Source organism: Pseudomonas sp. LS2P72, from assembly GCF_054897865.1.
Genome location: NZ_CM142708.1, coordinates 1,911,053 through 1,928,559 on the forward strand (window position 1 = coordinate 1,911,053; position 17,507 = coordinate 1,928,559).

A 17,507-nucleotide genomic window follows, 5' to 3' on the forward strand; every position below is an offset into this window, starting at 1 on the left:
TAAAGCGGGTCCTAGTGGGTCGGCCCGAGGAAGGCCAGCCATCGGCGTTCGGCGAGGCGGAACAGGCCGACCAGCGCAAAGGTAATGGTCAGGTAGATCAGCGCGGCGATGCCGAACGACTGGAAGGTCAGGAAGGTCGCCGAGTTGGCGTCCCGCGCGACTTTCAATACGTCCGGGATGGTCGCGGTGAAGGCCACGGTGGTCGAGTGCAGCATCAAAATCACTTCGTTGCTGTAATAAGGCAACGAACGACGCAGGGCCGAAGGCATGATCACGTAGGCATACAGCTTCCAGCCTGTCAGACCGTAAGCCTTGGCCGCTTCGACTTCACCATGCGCCATGCTGCGAATCGCCCCGGCGAAAATCTCCGTGGTGTAGGCGCAGGTGTTCAGGGCGAAGGCCAGGATCGTGCAGTTCATCGCATCGCGAAAGAACGCATCCAGTACGGGTTGGGCGCGCACGGCGGCCAGACTGTAAATCCCGGTGTAGCAGATCAGCAACTGAATATAGAGCGGCGTACCCCGGAACAGATAGGTGAAGAACTGAACCGGCCAGCGGATGTAGAAGTGCGGCGAAACCCGGGCGATGGACAGCGGGATCGACACCACGAAACCGATGAAGATCGACGCGCTGAGCAGCCACAGGGTCATGGCCAGGCCGGTGATGTTGTAGCCGTCGGTATAAAGGAAAGGTTTCCAGTATTCCTGCAAGAGCTCAATCATCGTACGGCCTCCCGGGAACCGGCGGCGTAGCGGCGTTCGAGCCAGCGCAGGACGAAATTGGAGGCGCTGGTGATCAGCAGGTAAATCAGCGCTGCAAGCACCAGGAAGTAGAACAGCTGATAAGTGCTTTTACCGGCATCCTGCGCAGCCTTGACCAGGTCGGCGAGGCCGATGATCGAGACCAGTGCGGTGGCCTTGAGCATCACCATCCAATTGTTACCGATGCCCGGCAGGGCAAAACGCATCATCTGCGGGAACACCACGATCCAGAAACGCTGGCCGCGTTTGAGGCCATACGCGGTCGCGGCTTCGACCTGGCCCCGTGGCACCGCGAGAATCGCGCCACGGAAGGTCTCGGTGAAGTACGCGCCATAAATGAAGCCCAGGGTGATGACCCCGGCGCTGAACGGGTTGATCTCGATGTATTCCCATTCCATGAAATCGGTAAACGACGTCAGCCAGGTCTGCAGGCTGTAGAAGATCAACAGCATCAGCACCAGGTCCGGCACACCGCGAATCAGCGTGGTGTAGAGCTGGGCCGGTACGCGTATCAGTTTGACTTTTGACAGCTTGGCGCTGGCGCCGAGCAAGCCGAGCAACACGGCCACCAACAGCGACAACACCGACAATTTGATGGTCATCCAGGTGCCTTCCATCAGCAACGGACCGAAGCCCTGGAGGCTGAAGGCTGAGAGCCCCAGATTTTGTAATAGGTTTTCGAACATAAATCAGCAACCTGATCGGATGAAAAAAGCGCCCATCGCAAGATGGGCGCCGGGCATTATTTGCCGCTGTACAGATTCAGATCGCCAAAGTGTTTCTTCTGAATGGTGGCGTAGGTGCCATCGTCGTGTAACGCTTTGATACCTTTATTCAAAAGGTCTTTGAGGTCTTTGTTACCTTTAGAGATACCGATAGCTGTTTTGGCTGGCAGCAATTCGCTGTCCACTGGCTTGCTGACTTCGTAGCCCTCGCCTTTTGGCGACTTCAAAAAGCCCAGTTCGGCTTGCAGCATGTCCTGGATTGCCGCGTCGAGGCGACCCGAAGTCAGGTCGGAATACACCTGATCCTGGTTCTGATAGGCCTGGGTTTTCACGCCAGCCTTGTCCAGAACGGCTTTGGCATAGGCTTCCTGAATGGTGCCTTGCTCGTAGCCGACGGTTTTGCCCTTCAGCGAAGCGACGTCTTCGGTCAGGCCGGAACCTTTCTTGAATACGTAGGCGGTTGGACCGGAGAACAGCTCGTCGGAGAAGTCGATAACTTTTTCGCGGGCCGGGGTGACGGTCATCGAAGAAATCACACCGTCGAATTTATTGGCCTTCAGGCCCGGAATCATGCCGTCGAAATCGCTTTCGACCCATTTGCACTTGACCTTCAGCTCGGCGCAGATCGCGTTACCCAGATCGATGTCGAAGCCTACCAGGCTACCGTCAGCCGCTTTTGACTCAAACGGAGCGTAGGAAGGATCAACGCCAAAACGCAATTCCTTGTATTCCTTGGCCAGCGCGGAACCGGCTGCCATGCACAACGCCAGTGCAGAAAGGGTCAGCAATGCTTTTTTCATTATTCAATCCCTAAAAACCAATATGAGCGCTTGTGGCGCAGAATTATTGTTACTGGAAAGCGTAAGACCTACTGAAAGTAGCAATTTCCGAACCAGAGTCCCGAACAAGTGTTTTAAAAGGTGATTCAAGAAATGGCAAGGAGGGATTTGTGCACGAAAACGGGCGCCGGAAAACAGCTGCACCAACTTGGTTCGGGATGGCGCAGATCCATGTGGGAGTGAGCCTGCTCGCGATAGCGGAGTGTCAGGCAGTAAAGTGTTTCCTGATACACCGCTATCGCGAGCAGGCTCGCTCCCACAGGGAACTTGGTTAGCCCAGTAAATCATGCAGAGTTGCGAGATTGTCAGCTTCTTCGACCGACTTATCCTGCCGCCAGCGCAACATCCTCGGAAACCGCACCGCAATCCCGCTCTTGTGTCGTTTGGACAGGGCGATGCCCTCGAATCCCAGTTCAAACACCAGGCTCGGCGTCACACTGCTCACCGGCCCGAATTTCTCTACGGTGGTCTTGCGCACGATGCTGTCGACCTGGCGCATTTCTTCGTCTGTCAGCCCTGAATAGGCCTTGGCGAACGGCACCAGTGCGCGTTCGCTCGCGTCAGGCGGGCCGTCCCACACGGCGAAGGTGTAATCGCTATAGAGACTGGCGCGGCGACCATGGCCGCGTTGCGCATAAATCAGCACCGCGTCAACGCTGAACGGGTCGACTTTCCATTTCCACCAGACGCCCATGTCCTTGGTCCGCCCGACGCCATACAGCGCATCCCGGGCCTTGAGCATCATGCCTTCGACACCGAGCCTGCGGGAGGCTTGCCGTTGTCGGGCGAGGTCGAGCCAGTCTTCGCCGGTGAGCAGGGGTGAAAGGAGTAACACCGGGTTGTTGCAGCGGGTGACGACGTGCTCCAGTTGAGTGCGACGCCTGGATTGAGGCTGGTTGCGCCAGTCTTCACCCTGCCATTCCAGCAGGTCGTAGGCGAGGATCACCACTGGCACTTCTTCGAGGATTTTTTTGTCCAGGGTTTTACGGCCGATCCGCTGTTGCAGCAGCGCGAAAGGTTTTACTGCGGGTGAATCCGGGGAATGAGGGTTGAAGGCGTCCTCGGTGGTGGGTTGTTCGGTTTTCCAGGCAACGATTTCACCGTCGATCACCGTGCCCTCGGGCAAGCAGTGAACCAGACTGTCGAGTTCGGGGAAGCGCTCGGTGACCAGCTCTTCACCTCGCGACCAGATCCACAGTCTCCCGTCGCGTTTGACCACTTGGGCGCGAATGCCATCCCACTTCCATTCCACTTGCCAATCGCTGGCCGAGCCGAGCAGAGCTTCGAATTGCTCCACAGGTTGTGATAGAGCGTGGGCCAGGAAAAACGGATAGGGCTGACCGCCTCGTTGAGCATGTTCGTCAGACGATTCGGCGGCGATCAACTTCAAATAACCGGGCGCGTTCGGACGGTTGGACAGGTCGGTGTAACCCACCAGACGCTGGGCGACGCGTTTGCTGTCGAGCCCGGCCATGGCCGCCAAGGCGCGGGTGACCAGCAATTTGGAGACCCCGACGCGGAAGCTGCCGGTGATGAGTTTGATGCAGAGCATCAGGCTCTGGCGGTCCAGTTGCGACCACAGGGCAGGCAGTCGCTCGGCGAGGACTTGCGGAGTTTCACCGCGCAGCGGCAACAGTTTGTCTTCAATCCAGATCGCCAATCCATCGTTGGAGCTGTGAAGCGTTTCGGGCAGCACCAGCGAAATGGTTTCCGCCAGATCGCCGACCGCCTGATAACTCTCTTCGAACAGCCAAGATGAGAGGCCGGAGATTTCCACCGCCAACTCTCGCAGGATGCGCACTGGTACCAGTTGTCGAGGTCGCCCGCCGGACAAGAAGTAAACAGCCCATGCGGCATCTTCCGGCGCGGCCTCGGCGAAGTAGTGTTGCATCGCCGTCAGTTTGGCGTTGCTCGACGTCGTGGCATCGAGTTCGGCGTACAACTCGGCGAACGCCTTCATGACAGCACCTCGGCGCTCTCGGGTTCGACGGCTGCGTTTTCTTCCTCATCGTCGCCGTACTCGGTGTTGAAACTCATGGCATCGAGGCCCTGTTCGCGCAGATGGCGCACCAGTACTCCGACCGAACCGTGGGTCACCTTCACGCGCTCAGCACCGGTCTGTTCGATGGCCCAGAGCAGGCCGGGCCAATCGGCGTGGTCAGACAGCACGAAACCCCGATCCACGCCACGTCGCCGCCGCGTGCCACGCAAACGCATCCAGCCGCTGGCGAAACCATCGCTGTACTCACCGTAGCGACGCATCCAGGTGCTGCCGCCAGCCGAAGGTGGGGCCAGGACCAACGCTTTGCGCATCATGGGATCGCTCTTTTTTACCTCACCGGCATAGATCGTTGGCGGTAAATAAATACCCCCTTCGCGATAAACCTGATTGAGCGGTTCCACGGCGCCATGCACCAGAATGGGGCCGAGGCTGGCATCAATGCCGTGGAGAATTCGCTGCGCCTTGCCGAACGCATAGCAGAACAACACGCTGGTTTTGTCGGCGGCGGCGTTGGCTTGCCACCACTGATTGATCTCGGCAAAGACCTGTGCCTGGGGCTGCCAGCGATAAATCGGCAGACCGAAGGTCGATTCAGTGATGAAGGTATCGCAGCGCACCGGTTCGAACGGCGCGCAGGTACCGTCGGGCTCGATCTTGTAGTCGCCTGAGGCGACCCAGACTTCGCCGCCGTATTCCAGACGCACCTGTGCCGAGCCGAGAACATGGCCGGCGGGGTGAAAGCTCAAGGTGACGCCTTGGTGGGTCAGGGGTTGACCGTAGGGCAGGGTTTGCAGGTTGATGTCCTGGCCTAATCGCGCACGCAAAATTCCTTCACCGGGAGCGGCCGCCAGGTAATGCCGGTTGCCGGGGCGAGCATGGTCGCCGTGAGCGTGGGTGATGACTGAACGTTCGACTGGCCGCCACGGGTCGATGTAGAAATCCCCGGCCGGGCAGTACAAACCTTCAGGACGCGCGATAACAAGATCCATGTTGTTACCAAAGTGGAGGGACTTGTTAGCTATGAGGTTTACGCGAGGCTAGAAGTTCTATTGTTTTTTCGTGGAGTTGGAAGGTTTGTATGAGTCGCAAATCCGCCCCTCACCCCAACCCTCTCCCCAAGGGGTAGAGGGGGCTGACCGAGTTGTTTTTTAGAGTTACATCGACCTGAGATATCGAGTCGAACTCAGGTTTTGGAAACGATACAAGTCGGCTCCCTTTCCCCCTCTCCCCTGTGGGGCGGTCCGACGTTTCGGGAGGGTTGGGGTGGCTCTCAAAGACGACCTCTTACTTGCCAGGAGTCAGCGTCAACCGCGTTTTCCCATACACCTTGTCAAAGTTCTGCGGCTGCATTGGCAAACTCATGTATTGCCCCTTCAGCCACGGATCAATGCTGTCGAGGTAGTTCGGACTCGCCGGATTACCGGATTGCCCTGTACCGTTCTGCCCCATCAGCGGTTCGGTCTGACCGAAGTCGACGATCAAGCGCATGGCTGGCGCCAGGGTGGTGTTGAAATCCTGACCCCAGGCGAACGCGGCAGTATTCAGCGTGGTGTGGTCGCCGCCGGCCGCAAGGGGACCGCGCACCGTCTGGCCACTGGCGTTTTTCCATTCGTAGCGGTGCGGTTTGCCCCACTGCCAGGCTTTGTGATCGCCGCCCAATTGACTGTCGCCCGCGCTGATCGCGGCTGCCAGGCTGCGTGCGAGAATCGACGGTTTGTCTTCTTTCTGCGGAGTGCGAGCGTCATCCCAGAACGGACTGTCCTCACGCCCCAGCAGGTGATCAGCCTGGGCCGCATAGGACAACTTGCCATTGGCGATAAAGGCTTTCCACGCCGGGCTGCTTTCCGGACCCAGTTCGTCGAGGAAGATTTGCTGGGTGCTTTGCTGGAGGAACAGCTCGTAAATCGCTGCATCAGCGGAGGTCGGGCTGAGTTTTCCGTCGAAGGCCATCAGGCGGGTATACGCCTCGCGAGCCTTGCCACGATCCGCCACAGGCAACGCTTCGATGGCCTGCTTGAGCGGTTGCGACATGCCCGGTGCTTCGAACATTTTCTTCAGCTTGGCAGCGAAAGTGGTGGTCTGGTCGTATTGCATGGCGATCAGGCTGCGCGTGTCGTGTTTACCCACGCCTGCCAGTTCGGCCAGGCGTTCGCCACGCTCCGGTGCCGACCATGAATTGGACAACTGCATGCCGTAGCCATGGGGAATGACTCGCTGGTTGGCAGTGCCGAGCCAGCCTTGGGCCGGATCCTGGTCATAGGGATGGAGCATTGGGTCGGCGTAACCGTCCCAGTCATAACGACCTTCCCAGCCGGGCGATGGCAGCAGGCCTTCGCCTTCGCGACGGTTCGGGAAGCGACCGGTGACTTGCCAGCCGATGTTGCTGGCGTCGGCGAATACCAGGTTCAGCGCGATGGCGCGGATTTCACGGCTGGCGTCCGAGGCTTTCTCGACGGTCTGGGCGCGGGACAGGTCGAAAAACGCATCCAGGGTCTTGTCGTCGGTGAAGTTCGGCGTCTGCAAGGCCAGGCCAAAACCGTTGGCCAGCGTCGTGCCTTGGGCACTGTTGAGCAGCGGGCCATGGCGGGTTTCGTACACCACTTCGCGAATCGGCCGCTGGCCTTTGACGAAGTAGGTTTCGTTTCGCACGATCGCCGGCTGCCATTTGCCGCCCACCTCGTAGGAAAGACCGTTGCCCTGGCGTTTGATTTTTTCCAGGAACAGGTCCTGGTTGTCGCCCATGACGGTGGTCATGCTCCACGCCACTTTGCCGTTGAAACCGCCGAGCACCATCGGCAAACCGGCAATCGTCACACCAGAAGCCTGGTACTTCGGCGCGCGAATCTGCACGTAGCTGAACAACGATGGCACGCCCAATGGGCCATGGCTGTCGCTGGCCAGCAGGCTTTTGCCGCTGCGGCTGCGTTGCGGGCCGATCGCCCAGTTGTTCGAAGAGGTGGCGCCCAGCAGATTCAGATCAGACAGTTGGCTTGTGGCTTTGCTGATCTCGGCCAGGCCCGGGATTTGCCCGTTGAGCTTGATGCCCTGAAGTTTTTCAGCTTCGGCTTGTGGCAGTTTTTCATCGGGAGCGGATGGGGTCAGCCACGGGAGTTTGTCGTTGCTGACGGTTTGGGCCAGCATCAGCGACGAAATCTCTTCCGGCAGGTTCGCTGATTGGCTGAAGTTCAGCAGGCAGAAAATCAGCGCCGAATCTTCCGGCTTCCAGTATTCAGGTTTGTAGCCCGTAGCCGCGAGGTCCGCCGGCAGCTTGTCGCGATAGCGGAACAGGTAGGCGTTGACGCCGCGGGCATAGACTTCGAAGAAGCGTTTGAGGCGCGGCGAAGACGCCTTGTACAGCTCGCCTGCGCTTTTCTTCAGATTGACGGCGCGCATGTAGCGGTCAGCGTCCAACAGGTCCGAACCGGACATCTCCGACAAACGGCCCTGAGCCAACAGGCGCAGGGTGACCATTTGTGTGATGCGGTCGGTGGCGTGGACGTAACCCAGGGCGAACAGCGCGTCGTGGAAGGTGTTGCTTTCGATCAACGGCATGCCCATGGCATTGCGGCGTACCGAAACGTTCTGCGCCAAGCCCTTGAGCGGCTGCACACCGGTGGTTGGCGGGAGGGTGTCCTGAGTGTTCCAGGTCTGACAACCGGTCAGGCTCAAAACACCGGCCACTGCTGCGGCAACGCCGAACCGGGGAAGAAAATGTGTAAGGGCTGGCGAGGCCATGGCAAAGCTCCTGCGGGGGTAGTGGTGCCCGGCCTCGAAAGTCGCTGTTCACTTTTGACGGCGTCTAATGTCGCCAGACGGCGTTGCCGCTCCTCGCCATAGCGGGCTATGACTCGTCGCGGCGCCTTGTCTGACAACATTAGCCACTCGTCAAAAGATGAACGGACTTCCGAGGCCGGGCACATTAAAGGCGCTACGTTAGTGAGCAGGAGGTGCCCGCGCAAGCGGCAGCGGGGTTATTTCTTCTCCTGTGGCGAGGGGGCTAGCCCCCTCGCCACAGGGGATTGCGTCGTTTTTCAGGATTTAGGCGGGTTGATTTTGGCCACCAGGGCATACGCCTTCACCGTCGCCGGACGGCTCTGGATGTGGTTGAACCAGCGCTGCACGTTGGGGAAGTCTTCCAGGTTCTGGCTCTGCCACTTGTGGGACACGATCCAGGGGTAGATTGCCATGTCGGCAATGCTGTATTCGCTGCCGGCGACGAAGTCTTTATCGGCCAGCTGCTTGTCGAGGACCCCGAGAGGCGGGCGGTCTCGTCGATGTAGCGCTTGATCGCGTAGGGGATTTTCTCAGGGGCAAACCGGCTGAAGTGATGATTCTGCCCGGCCATCGGCCCCAGGCCGCCCATCTGCCAGAACAACCATTGCAGCGCTTGTTGGCGACCGCGCGGGTCTTTGGGCAGGAACTTGCCGGTTTTCTCTGCCAGGTACAACAGAATCGCCCCGGACTCGAACAGTGCCAATGGCTCACCGCCATCGGCCGGTTCGGGATCGACGATGGCCGGAATTTTGTTGTTCGGGGAGATTTTCAGGAATTCGGGTTTGAACTGGTCGTTCTGGCTGATGTTGATCGGGTGAACGTTGTACGGCAGGCCGGCTTCTTCCAGGAATATCGAGATTTTGTGGCCGTTGGGGGTGGTCCAGTAATACAGGTCGATCATGGAGTGCTCCAAATCAAAAGATGTCGTTACTTGCGGACAGCAAACGCCGGCATCAGGTCGTCCTGTTTGCGTTCGATAGCTTGCCTGTAGGAACAGGTGATGCTGAAGTGCGGGAAATTCAATGACCCCGCATGAGAAAAACCGGCATGGAGCTTAAAACAAACGCGGCGCTGATTATCATCGATCAACAAAAAGGCATCCTGCATCCCAAACTCGGTCGCCGAAATAATCTTCAGGCCGAGCAGCGAATTCTCGATTTGCTAGGGCATTGGCGTCGAACCGGACGACCGGTCATTCATGTGCAGCACCTGTCCCGTTCCCCTGACTCAGTATTCTGGCCGCAGCAATCGGGGGTGGAATTTCAGGAACGGTTTCAGCCGCAGACCGGTGAGCAGCTTATTCAAAAACAGGTGCCGGATGCGTTTTGTGCGACGGGGCTGGAAGCGAGCTTGCGAGCGGCGGGTATCCATCAGTTGGTCATTGTCGGCGTAGCGACCAACAACTCAGTGGAGTCCACGGCGCGAACGGCCGGTAATCTGGGTTTTGACACGTGGGTGGCGGAGGATGCGTGCTTTACGTTCGACAAGGCTGACTACTTTGGTAAAGCCCATTCAGCCGAGGAAGTGCATGCGATGTCGTTGGGTAATTTGCATGGGGAATATGCCACGGTCGTCAGCACCGCACAGATTTTGTAGGAGCAAGGCTTGCCCGCGATGAACGATGATGCGGTCCATCTGATACACCGCGGCGACCCAATCGCGGGCAAGCCATGCTCCTACAGGGATCTGCTACGCAACAAATTGCGATAGCGATTCAACAGGCGAAGAAGTTCTTCGCCCGAAGCATCAAGCGCCGTGGCACTTCTTGAATTTCTTGCCGTTGCCGCAGGGGCAAGGGTCGTTGCGGCCGACGTCTTTCAGGGCGTTGCGCACCGGTTCCTGGTGGGCGTGGCCGCAGTTCGGGCCGTGGACATGGCCGTGGTCGTGGTCGTGGTCGTGATCATGGTGGTCGTGATGGTCATGATCGTGGTTGCAGTCAGGGCCATGGACATGGGGTTGCTGGGTCATCGGTTTTGCTCCGGAATTAAATCGGCGGGGATTATCACGCCATTGCGCGCCAGGTGCACGTAGTGCGCGATGAATAAACCGGTTTCCAGTTCACCTTCCAGACGATAGGGAATGGGCTGCTCGGGTTTTTTCAGCAGTTTCACCAGATCCCGCACCTTGGGCCACAGGTTGGTGCGGATCGGCACTTTGAAGTAGGCACTGCGCTTGGGCCCGACGGTGAACCAGTGTTCGTGCTCACCTTCAGTCAGCAGCATGTCGCCCAAGTGGATGCGGTACTCGATGCCCCGCACCGTCAGGTCACTGTCGTTGGGGTTGTCGACGCGAAAGTGCAGCAGGAATTTTTGCTGCATCAGTTTGGCCTGGACCACTTCGACCTTGGCCAGGTGCACCTGCGGCTCCCGCAGATCCTCGCCGAACCAGGACGCGCAGCCGCCAAGCCCTAGAAACAGGAACAGGGTGAGCAGATGTAGTGCGAGCCGTCGGGTGGTCATGGTCGGGTTTCTCCCTTGATCACCAGTCTAGCCCTAAAAGATCGCAGCCTTCGGCAGCTCACACGGGATCGGCATACGACGTGTGGAGCTGCCGAAGGCTCGGGCCGCGTTCGGACGATCTTTTGACGTCACCTCAACTGCTGAAATAACCCGCACAACACTTCTTGAACTTCTGCCCGCTGGCGCAAGGGCACGCATCATTGCGCCCGGCCTTGAGCTGTACGGTGGGATCGATGAAGTACCAGTGGCCGGCGTTCTGCACGAACGACGAGCGCTCGCGATGGCTGTGTTCACCGCTGCCGTCGTGCCAGCGCGCGGTAAAGGTCACGAAGGCGTGTTCCGGCTGACCGCCCAAGACTTCGGAGCTTTCCACTTCAAGGCCCAGCCAGGTGCTTTGGGCGCTCCAGTCGCTGATGGACTGCCGATCAAGGCCTGCCTGTTGCGCGGGCAGGGTTGTCGCCACCAGATAATCGATCAGCCCCAGTACGTAGGCGCTGTAGCGCGAACGCATCAAGGCTTCGGCACACGGCGCCGGATGGCCGGCATGGTAATGGCCGCAGCAGGCATCCAGCAGGGTGCCGCTGCCGCAGGGGCAAATGGATGTACTCATTGCGTTACCACCAATATTTCCCGAAGTTTTCCGGATTGGCCCAGAACCGTGAATTGAGCCAGTCGGGGACTTGTTTATAGTCAAGCAGATCATAGGTGAACAGGGTCAGCACTTGATCGTCGCGCTGGAAGCGTTCGCTGGCTTGCAGGGCCAGGGAGAAAAAGTCGGTTTCCTGCCAGCCGCTGGCCGACAAGTCCGCCAGCACCGCGATGCGACTGGCGTTGAGGTTGCGGATCCCGCCCAGCAGGTTCAGGCCGTCGCGTTTGGGCAAATGTTCGAGGCAATCGACCACCAGCGCCAGGTCAAACCGGCGCGCCGCCAATTCGGCTGGCAACGCCCCGGGTGCCGCGTGGGCCACACAAGTTTCCGGGTGCGCCAGCTTGAAGGCCTCAAGCGCGGGGAACTCGCTGGCGCCAATCAGCAACAGGCGCGCGGGGGCGTAACGATCAAGCAAAGCGGCCAACGCCTGTTGGGGCGTGCGCAAAGAAATACCTGCAATCATCGAAGATCCTCAATCAGAGCTGCCAAGACTAGCCTGCTCAAATGGCCGGGCCTAGAGCTGGTTCGTCCTAAAAGCGCCGATCTGCTGTGAACACGGGTTAAAACTGCAATGGCCTATTGCTGGCGGAGATTAAAACTCGGGTCTTTACTACCTGAATCGGTTCTAAGCCGATCCCTCAGGAGAAAACTAGATGAGCATAGTTCGCACAGCATTACCTTTGGTTCTGCTAACCAGTGTGTTGACTGGTTGCGCAGGTTTGCAGAAAACCGACTGGCCGACCTGTGCGGCGGTCGGTGGTGTCGTGGGTGCAGGTCTCGGCGCGACCGAGAGCTCGGCATGGGCGGGGTATGGCGCGCTGCTCGTCGGCGGCACGGCTGCGGCCTATTGCTGGGTTCACGGTGATGGCGACGAAGACGGTGATGGCGTGCCGGATAGCCGCGACAAGTGCCCGGGAACACCTAAAGGCGTGCGTGTCGATGCCGACGGTTGCCCTCCACCGGTGCCTGCACCAGTGGTCGAAGAAGCAGCGGTGGTTAGAGAAGAAGTCATCGTCATTCGCGATGTTCACTTCCAGTTCGACAAGGCCACGCTTACTCCTGCCGACAAACTGGTACTCGATAAAATCGCCACTCGCTTGAAAGGGGAAGCGCCTAACGCCCAACTGACTGTAACCGGTCACACCGACAGCGTGGGCAGCGATACCTATAACCAGAAACTGTCGGATCGTCGTGCTCACTCGGTAGTTGAATACCTGATTTCCCAAGGTGTACCACGCAGCAGCTTCGTCTCTGTCACCGGTGCCGGTGAAAGCCAGCCGGTTGCCGATAACTCCACCGCTGACGGCCGCTCGATGAACCGTCGCACGGAAATCAAAATCAACCGCTAAACCCCTCGTACTCCGTGGCTTGTGCAGTCGCGGATGCGGGTCTTTACTCCTGTGTGACCGGCATTGGCCGGTAACACAGGAGCTTTCACCATGAGTGTTCTCACACGGACCGTCTTGCCGGTTGTACTTTTTGGCAGCCTGTTGACCGGTTGCGCGACTCACAGCGATGGCACCGCCCCTCTCAATCAACGAACCTGGCCAATCTGCAGCGTTATCGGCGGCCTGGTCGGTGGCGGTCTGGGCGCTCTCCAAAGTAGCGGTTGGGCGGCCGGTGGGGCGGCGCTTGGTATTTTGACCGGTGGCTTGATCTGTTACGCCCAGGATGGCGACGAAGACGATGATGGAGTCTTCGATCGACGTGATCGCTGCCCTGATACGCCCGCCAACACTTCCGTTGAACATCATGGTTGTCCATTGCCGCAGTACCCGGCCAGCGTGCCCGAACCTGCGCAATCGGAGGTCATCACCCTGAGCGACGCGGGCGATGTACTGTTTGCCTTCAACCAATCCGACCTGACCCCTGCCGCGCAGAGTCAGCTGGATGCGCTGATGCCCAAACTGCAAAGCGCCGATGTGGTGAGCATCAAGGTGATCGGACACACCGATAGCGTAGGTTTGGACACCTATAACCAGACACTCTCGGAACGTCGCGCCAGTAGTGTGGCGGCTTACCTGTTGAGCCACGGCCTGGCGCCGAACAAGCTCACCAGCGAGGGCAAGGGCCAAAGTCAGCCGGTGGCCGATAACGAAACGGAAGAAGGACGGGCGAAAAACCGTCGGGTGGAGTTGCACATCAATCGCTGAGCCCCGAGATAGAGCCGTCGGACAACTATTGAAGTCGGTCCGGCGGCCATTCGGCGGCCTTCATGAAGAATTTTCCGTTGCCCTCTGGCTTATCCCGCGTGGAAGCCGGTACTGTGCGCGAAAGAATAATTCTCAACGGGGGAGCGTATGAACGTGTTTTGGGGGCTGGGGAAGTTGTTGACCCTGCTGTTCTGGCTGGTGGTTCTTGCCAATCAGCTCATGCCGTTTGTCAATCCTCTGCATCTGTTGGTCGATCTGGCCGGCGGCCTGCTGGCATGTCTTCATCTTCTTGAGGCGGTGTTCTGTTTCCGCAGCCTCAGAGGTCGCGCTCATCCTTGGCTTGATCGCCTGAAAATCCTTTTTTTCGGCGTTTTCCACCTGCAAACCATCCCGGCTCTGACCGCGTCTAAGGCTTCCCATGCGTAAACTCTGTCTGCTCGCAGCACTCATCAGCCCGTTGGCCTGCGCCCAGGTGGTGAGCGTCGAAACCAACTCCTTGATGCGCTTGCCCAACACCGCCAGCACTTTGCAACTGGAACGCCTGGAAGTGGCCGACTACGGCACGTTATTGATTCCCTCGAATGTGACCGAGGTAGCCGTCGGGGAATTGCGTCTGGGTCGTGAAGCGCGGATCGCCATCGTTCCCGGCGAACAGCCGCTTGAGCTGAAGATCATTCGTGCGCAGTTGTCGGAAGGCAGCCAGATCACGGCTCGCGGCGCGCCGGGGACTTACCTGAAAGCAGCCCGCTCCGGGCGTAACCTGAACTTGCAGATCAAGGCACTGAGTGCGCCGCTGTTGTGGGTGGACGCTCGCGGCGGCGCGGGCGCACCGGGTTTCGTCGGTCTCGATGGGGCCAACGGTCAGGCACCGGGTTGTACCTGGGGCCAGGCCGGTCGCGGTGCCGATGGCAGTGATGGCAGCGACGGTCAGCCGGGCGCACCGGGTGCACAGGTTCGTCTGGAAGTGCCGCGCGATTACCCGGTGGAACTGATCAAGGTTCAAGTGGCCGGCGGCGACGGTGGTGTGGCGGGGCCTGGCGGTAAACCGGGCGCGGGTGGCAAGGCCAAGGGTTGTTTCGTTTACAAGGCCGATGGCGGCAAGAACGGCAGACCGGGTGTTGATGGTCAGCCGGGGTCTGCGGGTGCGGCGGGGGCGGTGACCGTACAAAGGTTGTAAGAACGACCGACCCCTTGTGGCGAGGAAGCTTTGTGGCGAGGGGATTTATCCCCGTTCGGCTGCGAAGCAGTCGTAAAATCAGGCTGCGCGGAGTCTGGATTGGGGCCGCTTCGCAGCCCGACGGGGATAAATCCCCTCGCCACAAAGCTCCCTCGCCACAAAAGTCTGCAAAGCTTTAGAACATCGGCCGGGCCGCAGCAACCGCCACCAACACCAACCCGACCATCAGATTGATCCCCACCAACTTGCGAATTTTCCCAAGCGTAGCAGCCCCGGTCGGCCAGTCCTGCGCCGCCACCGACGTGCGTAACTCCGGCAACAACAACGCCTGAATCCGGATAAACAGCGCCGTCATCACCACGTACAGCCCCATCATCACCTGCACATACCGCGGCGCCGCTTCAAAACCGCTGTACTGCATATGAATCATGCCCACACCACTGACCGGCAACAGCACCACCGCGATCCAGACCCAGCGAAAAAAACCTTGAAACACTTCCACCCACAGCTTCAACCGGGCAGGGCCCTCCAGAGCCTTCATCGCCGCGGGCCGCAAGACCATCCACGCGAAAAACATGCCGCCAACCCAGACCAGGGCGGACAGGACATGCAGGGTGTAAAGGATGCCAAAAGGTGTCATTGGGGTACTCCGTTCTGCGCGGGATTAATTAGCGCGGTATGATAGCCGCCGAACCGAACCACTGAAAATTTATCCAGCGTTTTTTGCGCCCGACAATCCATGATCAGCACTGAACTCAAAACCACGATCCAGGGCGCCTACTCGCGTTTTCTCGAAGCCAAGAGCCTCAAGCCGCGCTACGGCCAACGCCTGATGATCGCCGAAATTGCCAAGGTCCTCGGTGACATCGACACCGACGACGAAGGCCGGCGCAGTGGCGACCCCGCGATTGTCGCGGTGGAAGCCGGAACCGGTACCGGCAAAACCGTGGCCTACAGCCTGGCTGCCATCCCCACGGCCAAGGCCGCCGGCAAGCGCCTGGTGATTGCCACGGCCACCGTGGCCCTGCAAGAGCAGATCGTCTATAAGGATTTGCCCGACCTGATGCGCAACAGCGGGCTGAATTTCAGCTTCGCCCTGGCCAAGGGGCGCGGGCGCTACATGTGCCTGTCCAAGCTCGATATGTTGCTCCAGGAAGGTCACGCGCAAACCGCCACGGCGCAGCTGTTTGAAGAAGAAGGCTTCAAGATCGAGGTCGACGAGGCCAGTCAGAAGCTGTTCACCAGCATGATCGAGAAACTCGCCGGCAATAAGTGGGACGGCGACCGCGACAGTTGGTCCACCGCCCTGGAAGACGCCGACTGGGCACGCCTGACCACCGATCACAGCCAATGCACCAACCGCCATTGCCCGAACTTCGGCCAGTGCGCCTTCTACAAGGCGCGCGAAGGCATGGGCAAGGTCGACGTGATCGTCACCAACCACGACATGGTCCTGGCCGACCTGGCGCTGGGCGGCGGCGCCGTGCTGCCGGACCCGCGCGACACCATCTACGTGTTCGACGAAGGCCACCACCTGCCGGACAAGGCCATCGGCCATTTCGCCCATTACACGCGTCTGCGTTCCACCGCCGACTGGTTGGAAACCACCGCCAAGAACCTCACCAAATTGCTGGCCCAGCATCCGCTGCCGGGCGACCTGGGCAAGTTGATCGAGCAGGTGCCGGAACTGGCGCGGGAGATCAAGACCCAGCAACAATTCATGTTCAGCGCCTGTGAGCAGGTCGCCGATTTCAAACCCGGCGAAGACGTCGAAGGCCGCGAGCGGCCACGTCATCGCTTCGTCGGCGGGGTGATTCCCGAGCATATGCGCGAAATGGGCGTCGAGTTGAAGAAGGGCTTTGCCCGTCTGACCGACCTGTTCACCCGGCTCACCGAACTGCTCAAGGAAGGCATGGACGGCGAGGTCAACATCGGCATCGCCAGCAACCAGGCCGAAGAGTGGTACCCGCTGTTCGGCAGCCTGTTGTCGCGTTCTTCGGGCAACTGGGAATTGTGGGTGGCGTTCACCGCCGAAGACCCGGAAGACAACCCGCCGATGGCCCGCTGGCTGACCCTGGCCGAAAGCGGCTCGCTGTTCGACATCGAGGTCAACGCCAGCCCGATCCTCGCGGCGGAAATGCTCCGTCGCAATTTGTGGAACGTGGCCTACGGCGCTCTGGTGACCTCCGCGACCCTGACCGCGCTCGGCACCTTCGATCGCTTCCGCATGCGCGCCGGTCTGCCGAAAAAAGCTGTGACCGCAGTGGTCCCGAGCCCGTTTCACCATGCTGACGCTGGCGTGCTGCGGGTGCCGGACCTGAAGGCCGATCCGCGTGATGCGCCGGCCCACACCGCAGCGATCATCCGTGACTTGCCAGCCTTGGTGGAAGGTTCGCGCGGCACCTTGGTGCTGTTCTCCTCGCGCAAACAGATGCAGGACGTTTTCGACGGCCTCGACCGCGACTGGCGCAAGCAGGTGTTTATTCAAGGCAATCTCTCGAAACAGGAAACCCTGAACAAGCACAAGGCGCGGGTCGATGGCGGCGATTCCAGCGTGTTGTTCGGCCTGGCCAGTTTTGCCGAAGGGGTCGACTTGCCCGGGGCGTACTGCGAACACGTGGTGATCGCGAAGATTCCATTTTCGGTGCCCGATGATCCGGTCGAAGCGGCCCTGGCCGAGTGGATCGAGGCTCGAGGTGGCAATCCGTTCATGGAAATCTCCGTGCCGGATGCTTCGCTGAAGCTGGTCCAGGCCTGCGGTCGCTTGCTGCGCACCGAAGAAGACCGCGGCACCATCACCTTGCTCGATCGACGCCTGGTCACCCAGCGTTATGGCAAAGCGATCCTCAATGCGTTGCCACCTTTTCGTCGTGAAATTTCCTGATACACCGGTGGGCAAATTTGCCCACCGTGTTGTCTATCTCTCTGCCATCGCTTTTCCACTGGCCCATTAAGGTCGTTAGGGAGA

At 59.5% G+C, this 17,507-nt stretch carries 17 protein-coding genes and 1 pseudogene; 6 read left to right on the forward strand and 12 right to left on the reverse strand.

Annotation, left to right across the window (positions count from 1 at the left end; translation table 11 throughout):
* Positions 1 to 11: 11 nt before the first annotated feature.
* From ACYZUA_RS08870 to ACYZUA_RS08900, 7 genes and pseudogenes are all read right to left on the reverse strand, one after another.
* A complete protein-coding gene (locus tag ACYZUA_RS08870; protein WP_461962777.1) occupies positions 12 to 722 on the reverse strand; it encodes an ABC transporter permease in 711 nt (236 codons plus the stop codon).
* Positions 719 to 1,447 carry an ABC transporter permease gene (locus tag ACYZUA_RS08875; RefSeq protein WP_461962778.1) on the reverse strand — a complete coding sequence of 243 codons (729 nt, stop codon included), beginning with the start codon at positions 1,445 to 1,447 and terminating at the stop codon, positions 719 to 721. The genes ACYZUA_RS08870 and ACYZUA_RS08875 overlap by 4 nt, the downstream gene beginning before the upstream one ends.
* A gap of 56 nt (positions 1,448 to 1,503) precedes the next feature.
* Positions 1,504 to 2,286, reverse strand: a complete 783-nt coding sequence (locus ACYZUA_RS08880) for a transporter substrate-binding domain-containing protein (protein ID WP_095128052.1) — start codon at positions 2,284 to 2,286, stop codon at positions 1,504 to 1,506.
* Between the two features lie 310 nt (positions 2,287 to 2,596).
* Positions 2,597 to 4,285 (reverse strand): ATP-dependent DNA ligase, encoded by a 1,689-nt coding sequence (locus ACYZUA_RS08885; RefSeq protein ID WP_461962779.1) that lies wholly within the window; start codon positions 4,283 to 4,285, stop codon positions 2,597 to 2,599.
* Complete coding sequence (locus tag ACYZUA_RS08890; RefSeq protein ID WP_461962780.1) at positions 4,282 to 5,316, reverse strand: ligase-associated DNA damage response exonuclease; 1,035 nt, start codon at positions 5,314 to 5,316, stop codon at positions 4,282 to 4,284. The genes ACYZUA_RS08885 and ACYZUA_RS08890 overlap by 4 nt, the downstream gene beginning before the upstream one ends.
* Positions 5,317 to 5,611: 295 nt before the next feature.
* Positions 5,612 to 8,062, reverse strand: coding sequence for a penicillin acylase family protein (locus ACYZUA_RS08895; protein ID WP_461962781.1), 2,451 nt, complete (start codon positions 8,060 to 8,062; stop codon positions 5,612 to 5,614).
* A 296-nt stretch (positions 8,063 to 8,358) separates the two neighbouring features.
* A pseudogene (locus ACYZUA_RS08900) lies at positions 8,359 to 9,002 on the reverse strand (glutathione S-transferase N-terminal domain-containing protein).
* Between the two features lie 146 nt (positions 9,003 to 9,148).
* On the opposite strand from ACYZUA_RS08900, the gene ACYZUA_RS08905 reads away from it, so the two are divergent.
* Positions 9,149 to 9,697 (forward strand): cysteine hydrolase family protein, encoded by a 549-nt coding sequence (locus ACYZUA_RS08905; RefSeq protein WP_461963922.1) that lies wholly within the window; start codon positions 9,149 to 9,151, stop codon positions 9,695 to 9,697.
* Between the two features lie 150 nt (positions 9,698 to 9,847).
* On the opposite strand, the gene ACYZUA_RS08910 is transcribed toward ACYZUA_RS08905, so the two are convergent.
* From ACYZUA_RS08910 to ACYZUA_RS08925, 4 genes are all read right to left on the reverse strand, one after another.
* Positions 9,848 to 10,069, reverse strand: a complete 222-nt coding sequence (locus ACYZUA_RS08910; protein WP_461962782.1) for an SEC-C metal-binding domain-containing protein — start codon at positions 10,067 to 10,069, stop codon at positions 9,848 to 9,850.
* Positions 10,066 to 10,560: an LEA/WHy family protein gene (locus ACYZUA_RS08915; protein WP_461962783.1), complete on the reverse strand. Its 495-nt coding sequence runs from the start codon at positions 10,558 to 10,560 to the stop codon at positions 10,066 to 10,068. The genes ACYZUA_RS08910 and ACYZUA_RS08915 overlap by 4 nt, the downstream gene beginning before the upstream one ends.
* 133 nt (positions 10,561 to 10,693) lie before the next feature.
* A complete protein-coding gene (locus tag ACYZUA_RS08920; RefSeq protein WP_348127446.1) occupies positions 10,694 to 11,170 on the reverse strand; it encodes a YchJ family protein in 477 nt (158 codons plus the stop codon).
* A 4-nt stretch (positions 11,171 to 11,174) separates the two neighbouring features.
* A complete protein-coding gene (locus tag ACYZUA_RS08925; RefSeq protein ID WP_461962784.1) occupies positions 11,175 to 11,672 on the reverse strand; it encodes a DUF6231 family protein in 498 nt (165 codons plus the stop codon).
* Between the two features lie 190 nt (positions 11,673 to 11,862).
* On the opposite strand from ACYZUA_RS08925, the gene ACYZUA_RS08930 reads away from it, so the two are divergent.
* The 4 genes from ACYZUA_RS08930 (at position 11,863) to ACYZUA_RS08945 (ending at position 14,539) form a co-directional block, all read left to right on the forward strand.
* Positions 11,863 to 12,558, forward strand: coding sequence for an OmpA family protein (locus tag ACYZUA_RS08930; RefSeq protein ID WP_461962785.1), 696 nt, complete (start codon positions 11,863 to 11,865; stop codon positions 12,556 to 12,558).
* A gap of 90 nt (positions 12,559 to 12,648) precedes the next feature.
* Positions 12,649 to 13,362, forward strand: a complete 714-nt coding sequence (locus tag ACYZUA_RS08935) for an OmpA family protein (protein ID WP_461962786.1) — start codon at positions 12,649 to 12,651, stop codon at positions 13,360 to 13,362.
* A 147-nt stretch (positions 13,363 to 13,509) separates the two neighbouring features.
* Complete coding sequence (locus tag ACYZUA_RS08940; protein ID WP_461962787.1) at positions 13,510 to 13,788, forward strand: DUF1145 domain-containing protein; 279 nt, start codon at positions 13,510 to 13,512, stop codon at positions 13,786 to 13,788.
* Entirely contained in the window at positions 13,781 to 14,539 is a 759-nt protein-coding gene (locus ACYZUA_RS08945; protein WP_461962788.1) for a collagen-like triple helix repeat-containing protein, read from the forward strand. Before ACYZUA_RS08940 ends, ACYZUA_RS08945 begins: the two co-directional genes overlap by 8 nt.
* A 175-nt stretch (positions 14,540 to 14,714) precedes the next feature.
* Here the strand turns inward: ACYZUA_RS08945 and ACYZUA_RS08950 are convergent, their stop codons facing one another.
* Positions 14,715 to 15,179, reverse strand: a complete 465-nt coding sequence (locus ACYZUA_RS08950) for a CopD family protein (protein WP_461962789.1) — start codon at positions 15,177 to 15,179, stop codon at positions 14,715 to 14,717.
* A gap of 99 nt (positions 15,180 to 15,278) precedes the next feature.
* Here ACYZUA_RS08950 and dinG point away from each other — a divergent pair, with 99 nt between their 5' ends.
* Positions 15,279 to 17,423, forward strand: a complete 2,145-nt coding sequence (dinG, locus tag ACYZUA_RS08955) for an ATP-dependent DNA helicase DinG (protein ID WP_008153901.1) — start codon at positions 15,279 to 15,281, stop codon at positions 17,421 to 17,423.
* Positions 17,424 to 17,507 lie beyond the last annotated feature (84 nt).

Coding starts and splice junctions, on each gene's coding strand:
- ACYZUA_RS08930 (WP_461962785.1), top strand. CDS start 11,863: ATGAGCATAGTTCGCACAGCATTACCTTTGGTTCTGCTAACCAGTGTG.
- ACYZUA_RS08935 (WP_461962786.1), top strand. CDS start 12,649: ATGAGTGTTCTCACACGGACCGTCTTGCCGGTTGTACTTTTTGGCAGC.
- ACYZUA_RS08890 (WP_461962780.1), bottom strand. CDS start 5,316: ATGGATCTTGTTATCGCGCGTCCTGAAGGTTTGTACTGCCCGGCCGGG.
- ACYZUA_RS08925 (WP_461962784.1), bottom strand. CDS start 11,672: ATGATTGCAGGTATTTCTTTGCGCACGCCCCAACAGGCGTTGGCCGCT.
- ACYZUA_RS08895 (WP_461962781.1), bottom strand. CDS start 8,062: ATGGCCTCGCCAGCCCTTACACATTTTCTTCCCCGGTTCGGCGTTGCC.
- ACYZUA_RS08940 (WP_461962787.1), top strand. CDS start 13,510: ATGAACGTGTTTTGGGGGCTGGGGAAGTTGTTGACCCTGCTGTTCTGG.
- ACYZUA_RS08910 (WP_461962782.1), bottom strand. CDS start 10,069: ATGACCCAGCAACCCCATGTCCATGGCCCTGACTGCAACCACGATCAT.
- ACYZUA_RS08875 (WP_461962778.1), bottom strand. CDS start 1,447: ATGTTCGAAAACCTATTACAAAATCTGGGGCTCTCAGCCTTCAGCCTC.
- ACYZUA_RS08885 (WP_461962779.1), bottom strand. CDS start 4,285: ATGAAGGCGTTCGCCGAGTTGTACGCCGAACTCGATGCCACGACGTCG.
- ACYZUA_RS08905 (WP_461963922.1), top strand. CDS start 9,149: ATGGAGCTTAAAACAAACGCGGCGCTGATTATCATCGATCAACAAAAA.
- ACYZUA_RS08945 (WP_461962788.1), top strand. CDS start 13,781: ATGCGTAAACTCTGTCTGCTCGCAGCACTCATCAGCCCGTTGGCCTGC.
- dinG (WP_008153901.1), top strand. CDS start 15,279: ATGATCAGCACTGAACTCAAAACCACGATCCAGGGCGCCTACTCGCGT.
- ACYZUA_RS08915 (WP_461962783.1), bottom strand. CDS start 10,560: ATGACCACCCGACGGCTCGCACTACATCTGCTCACCCTGTTCCTGTTT.
- ACYZUA_RS08950 (WP_461962789.1), bottom strand. CDS start 15,179: ATGACACCTTTTGGCATCCTTTACACCCTGCATGTCCTGTCCGCCCTG.
- ACYZUA_RS08920 (WP_348127446.1), bottom strand. CDS start 11,170: ATGAGTACATCCATTTGCCCCTGCGGCAGCGGCACCCTGCTGGATGCC.
- ACYZUA_RS08870 (WP_461962777.1), bottom strand. CDS start 722: ATGATTGAGCTCTTGCAGGAATACTGGAAACCTTTCCTTTATACCGAC.
- ACYZUA_RS08880 (WP_095128052.1), bottom strand. CDS start 2,286: ATGAAAAAAGCATTGCTGACCCTTTCTGCACTGGCGTTGTGCATGGCA.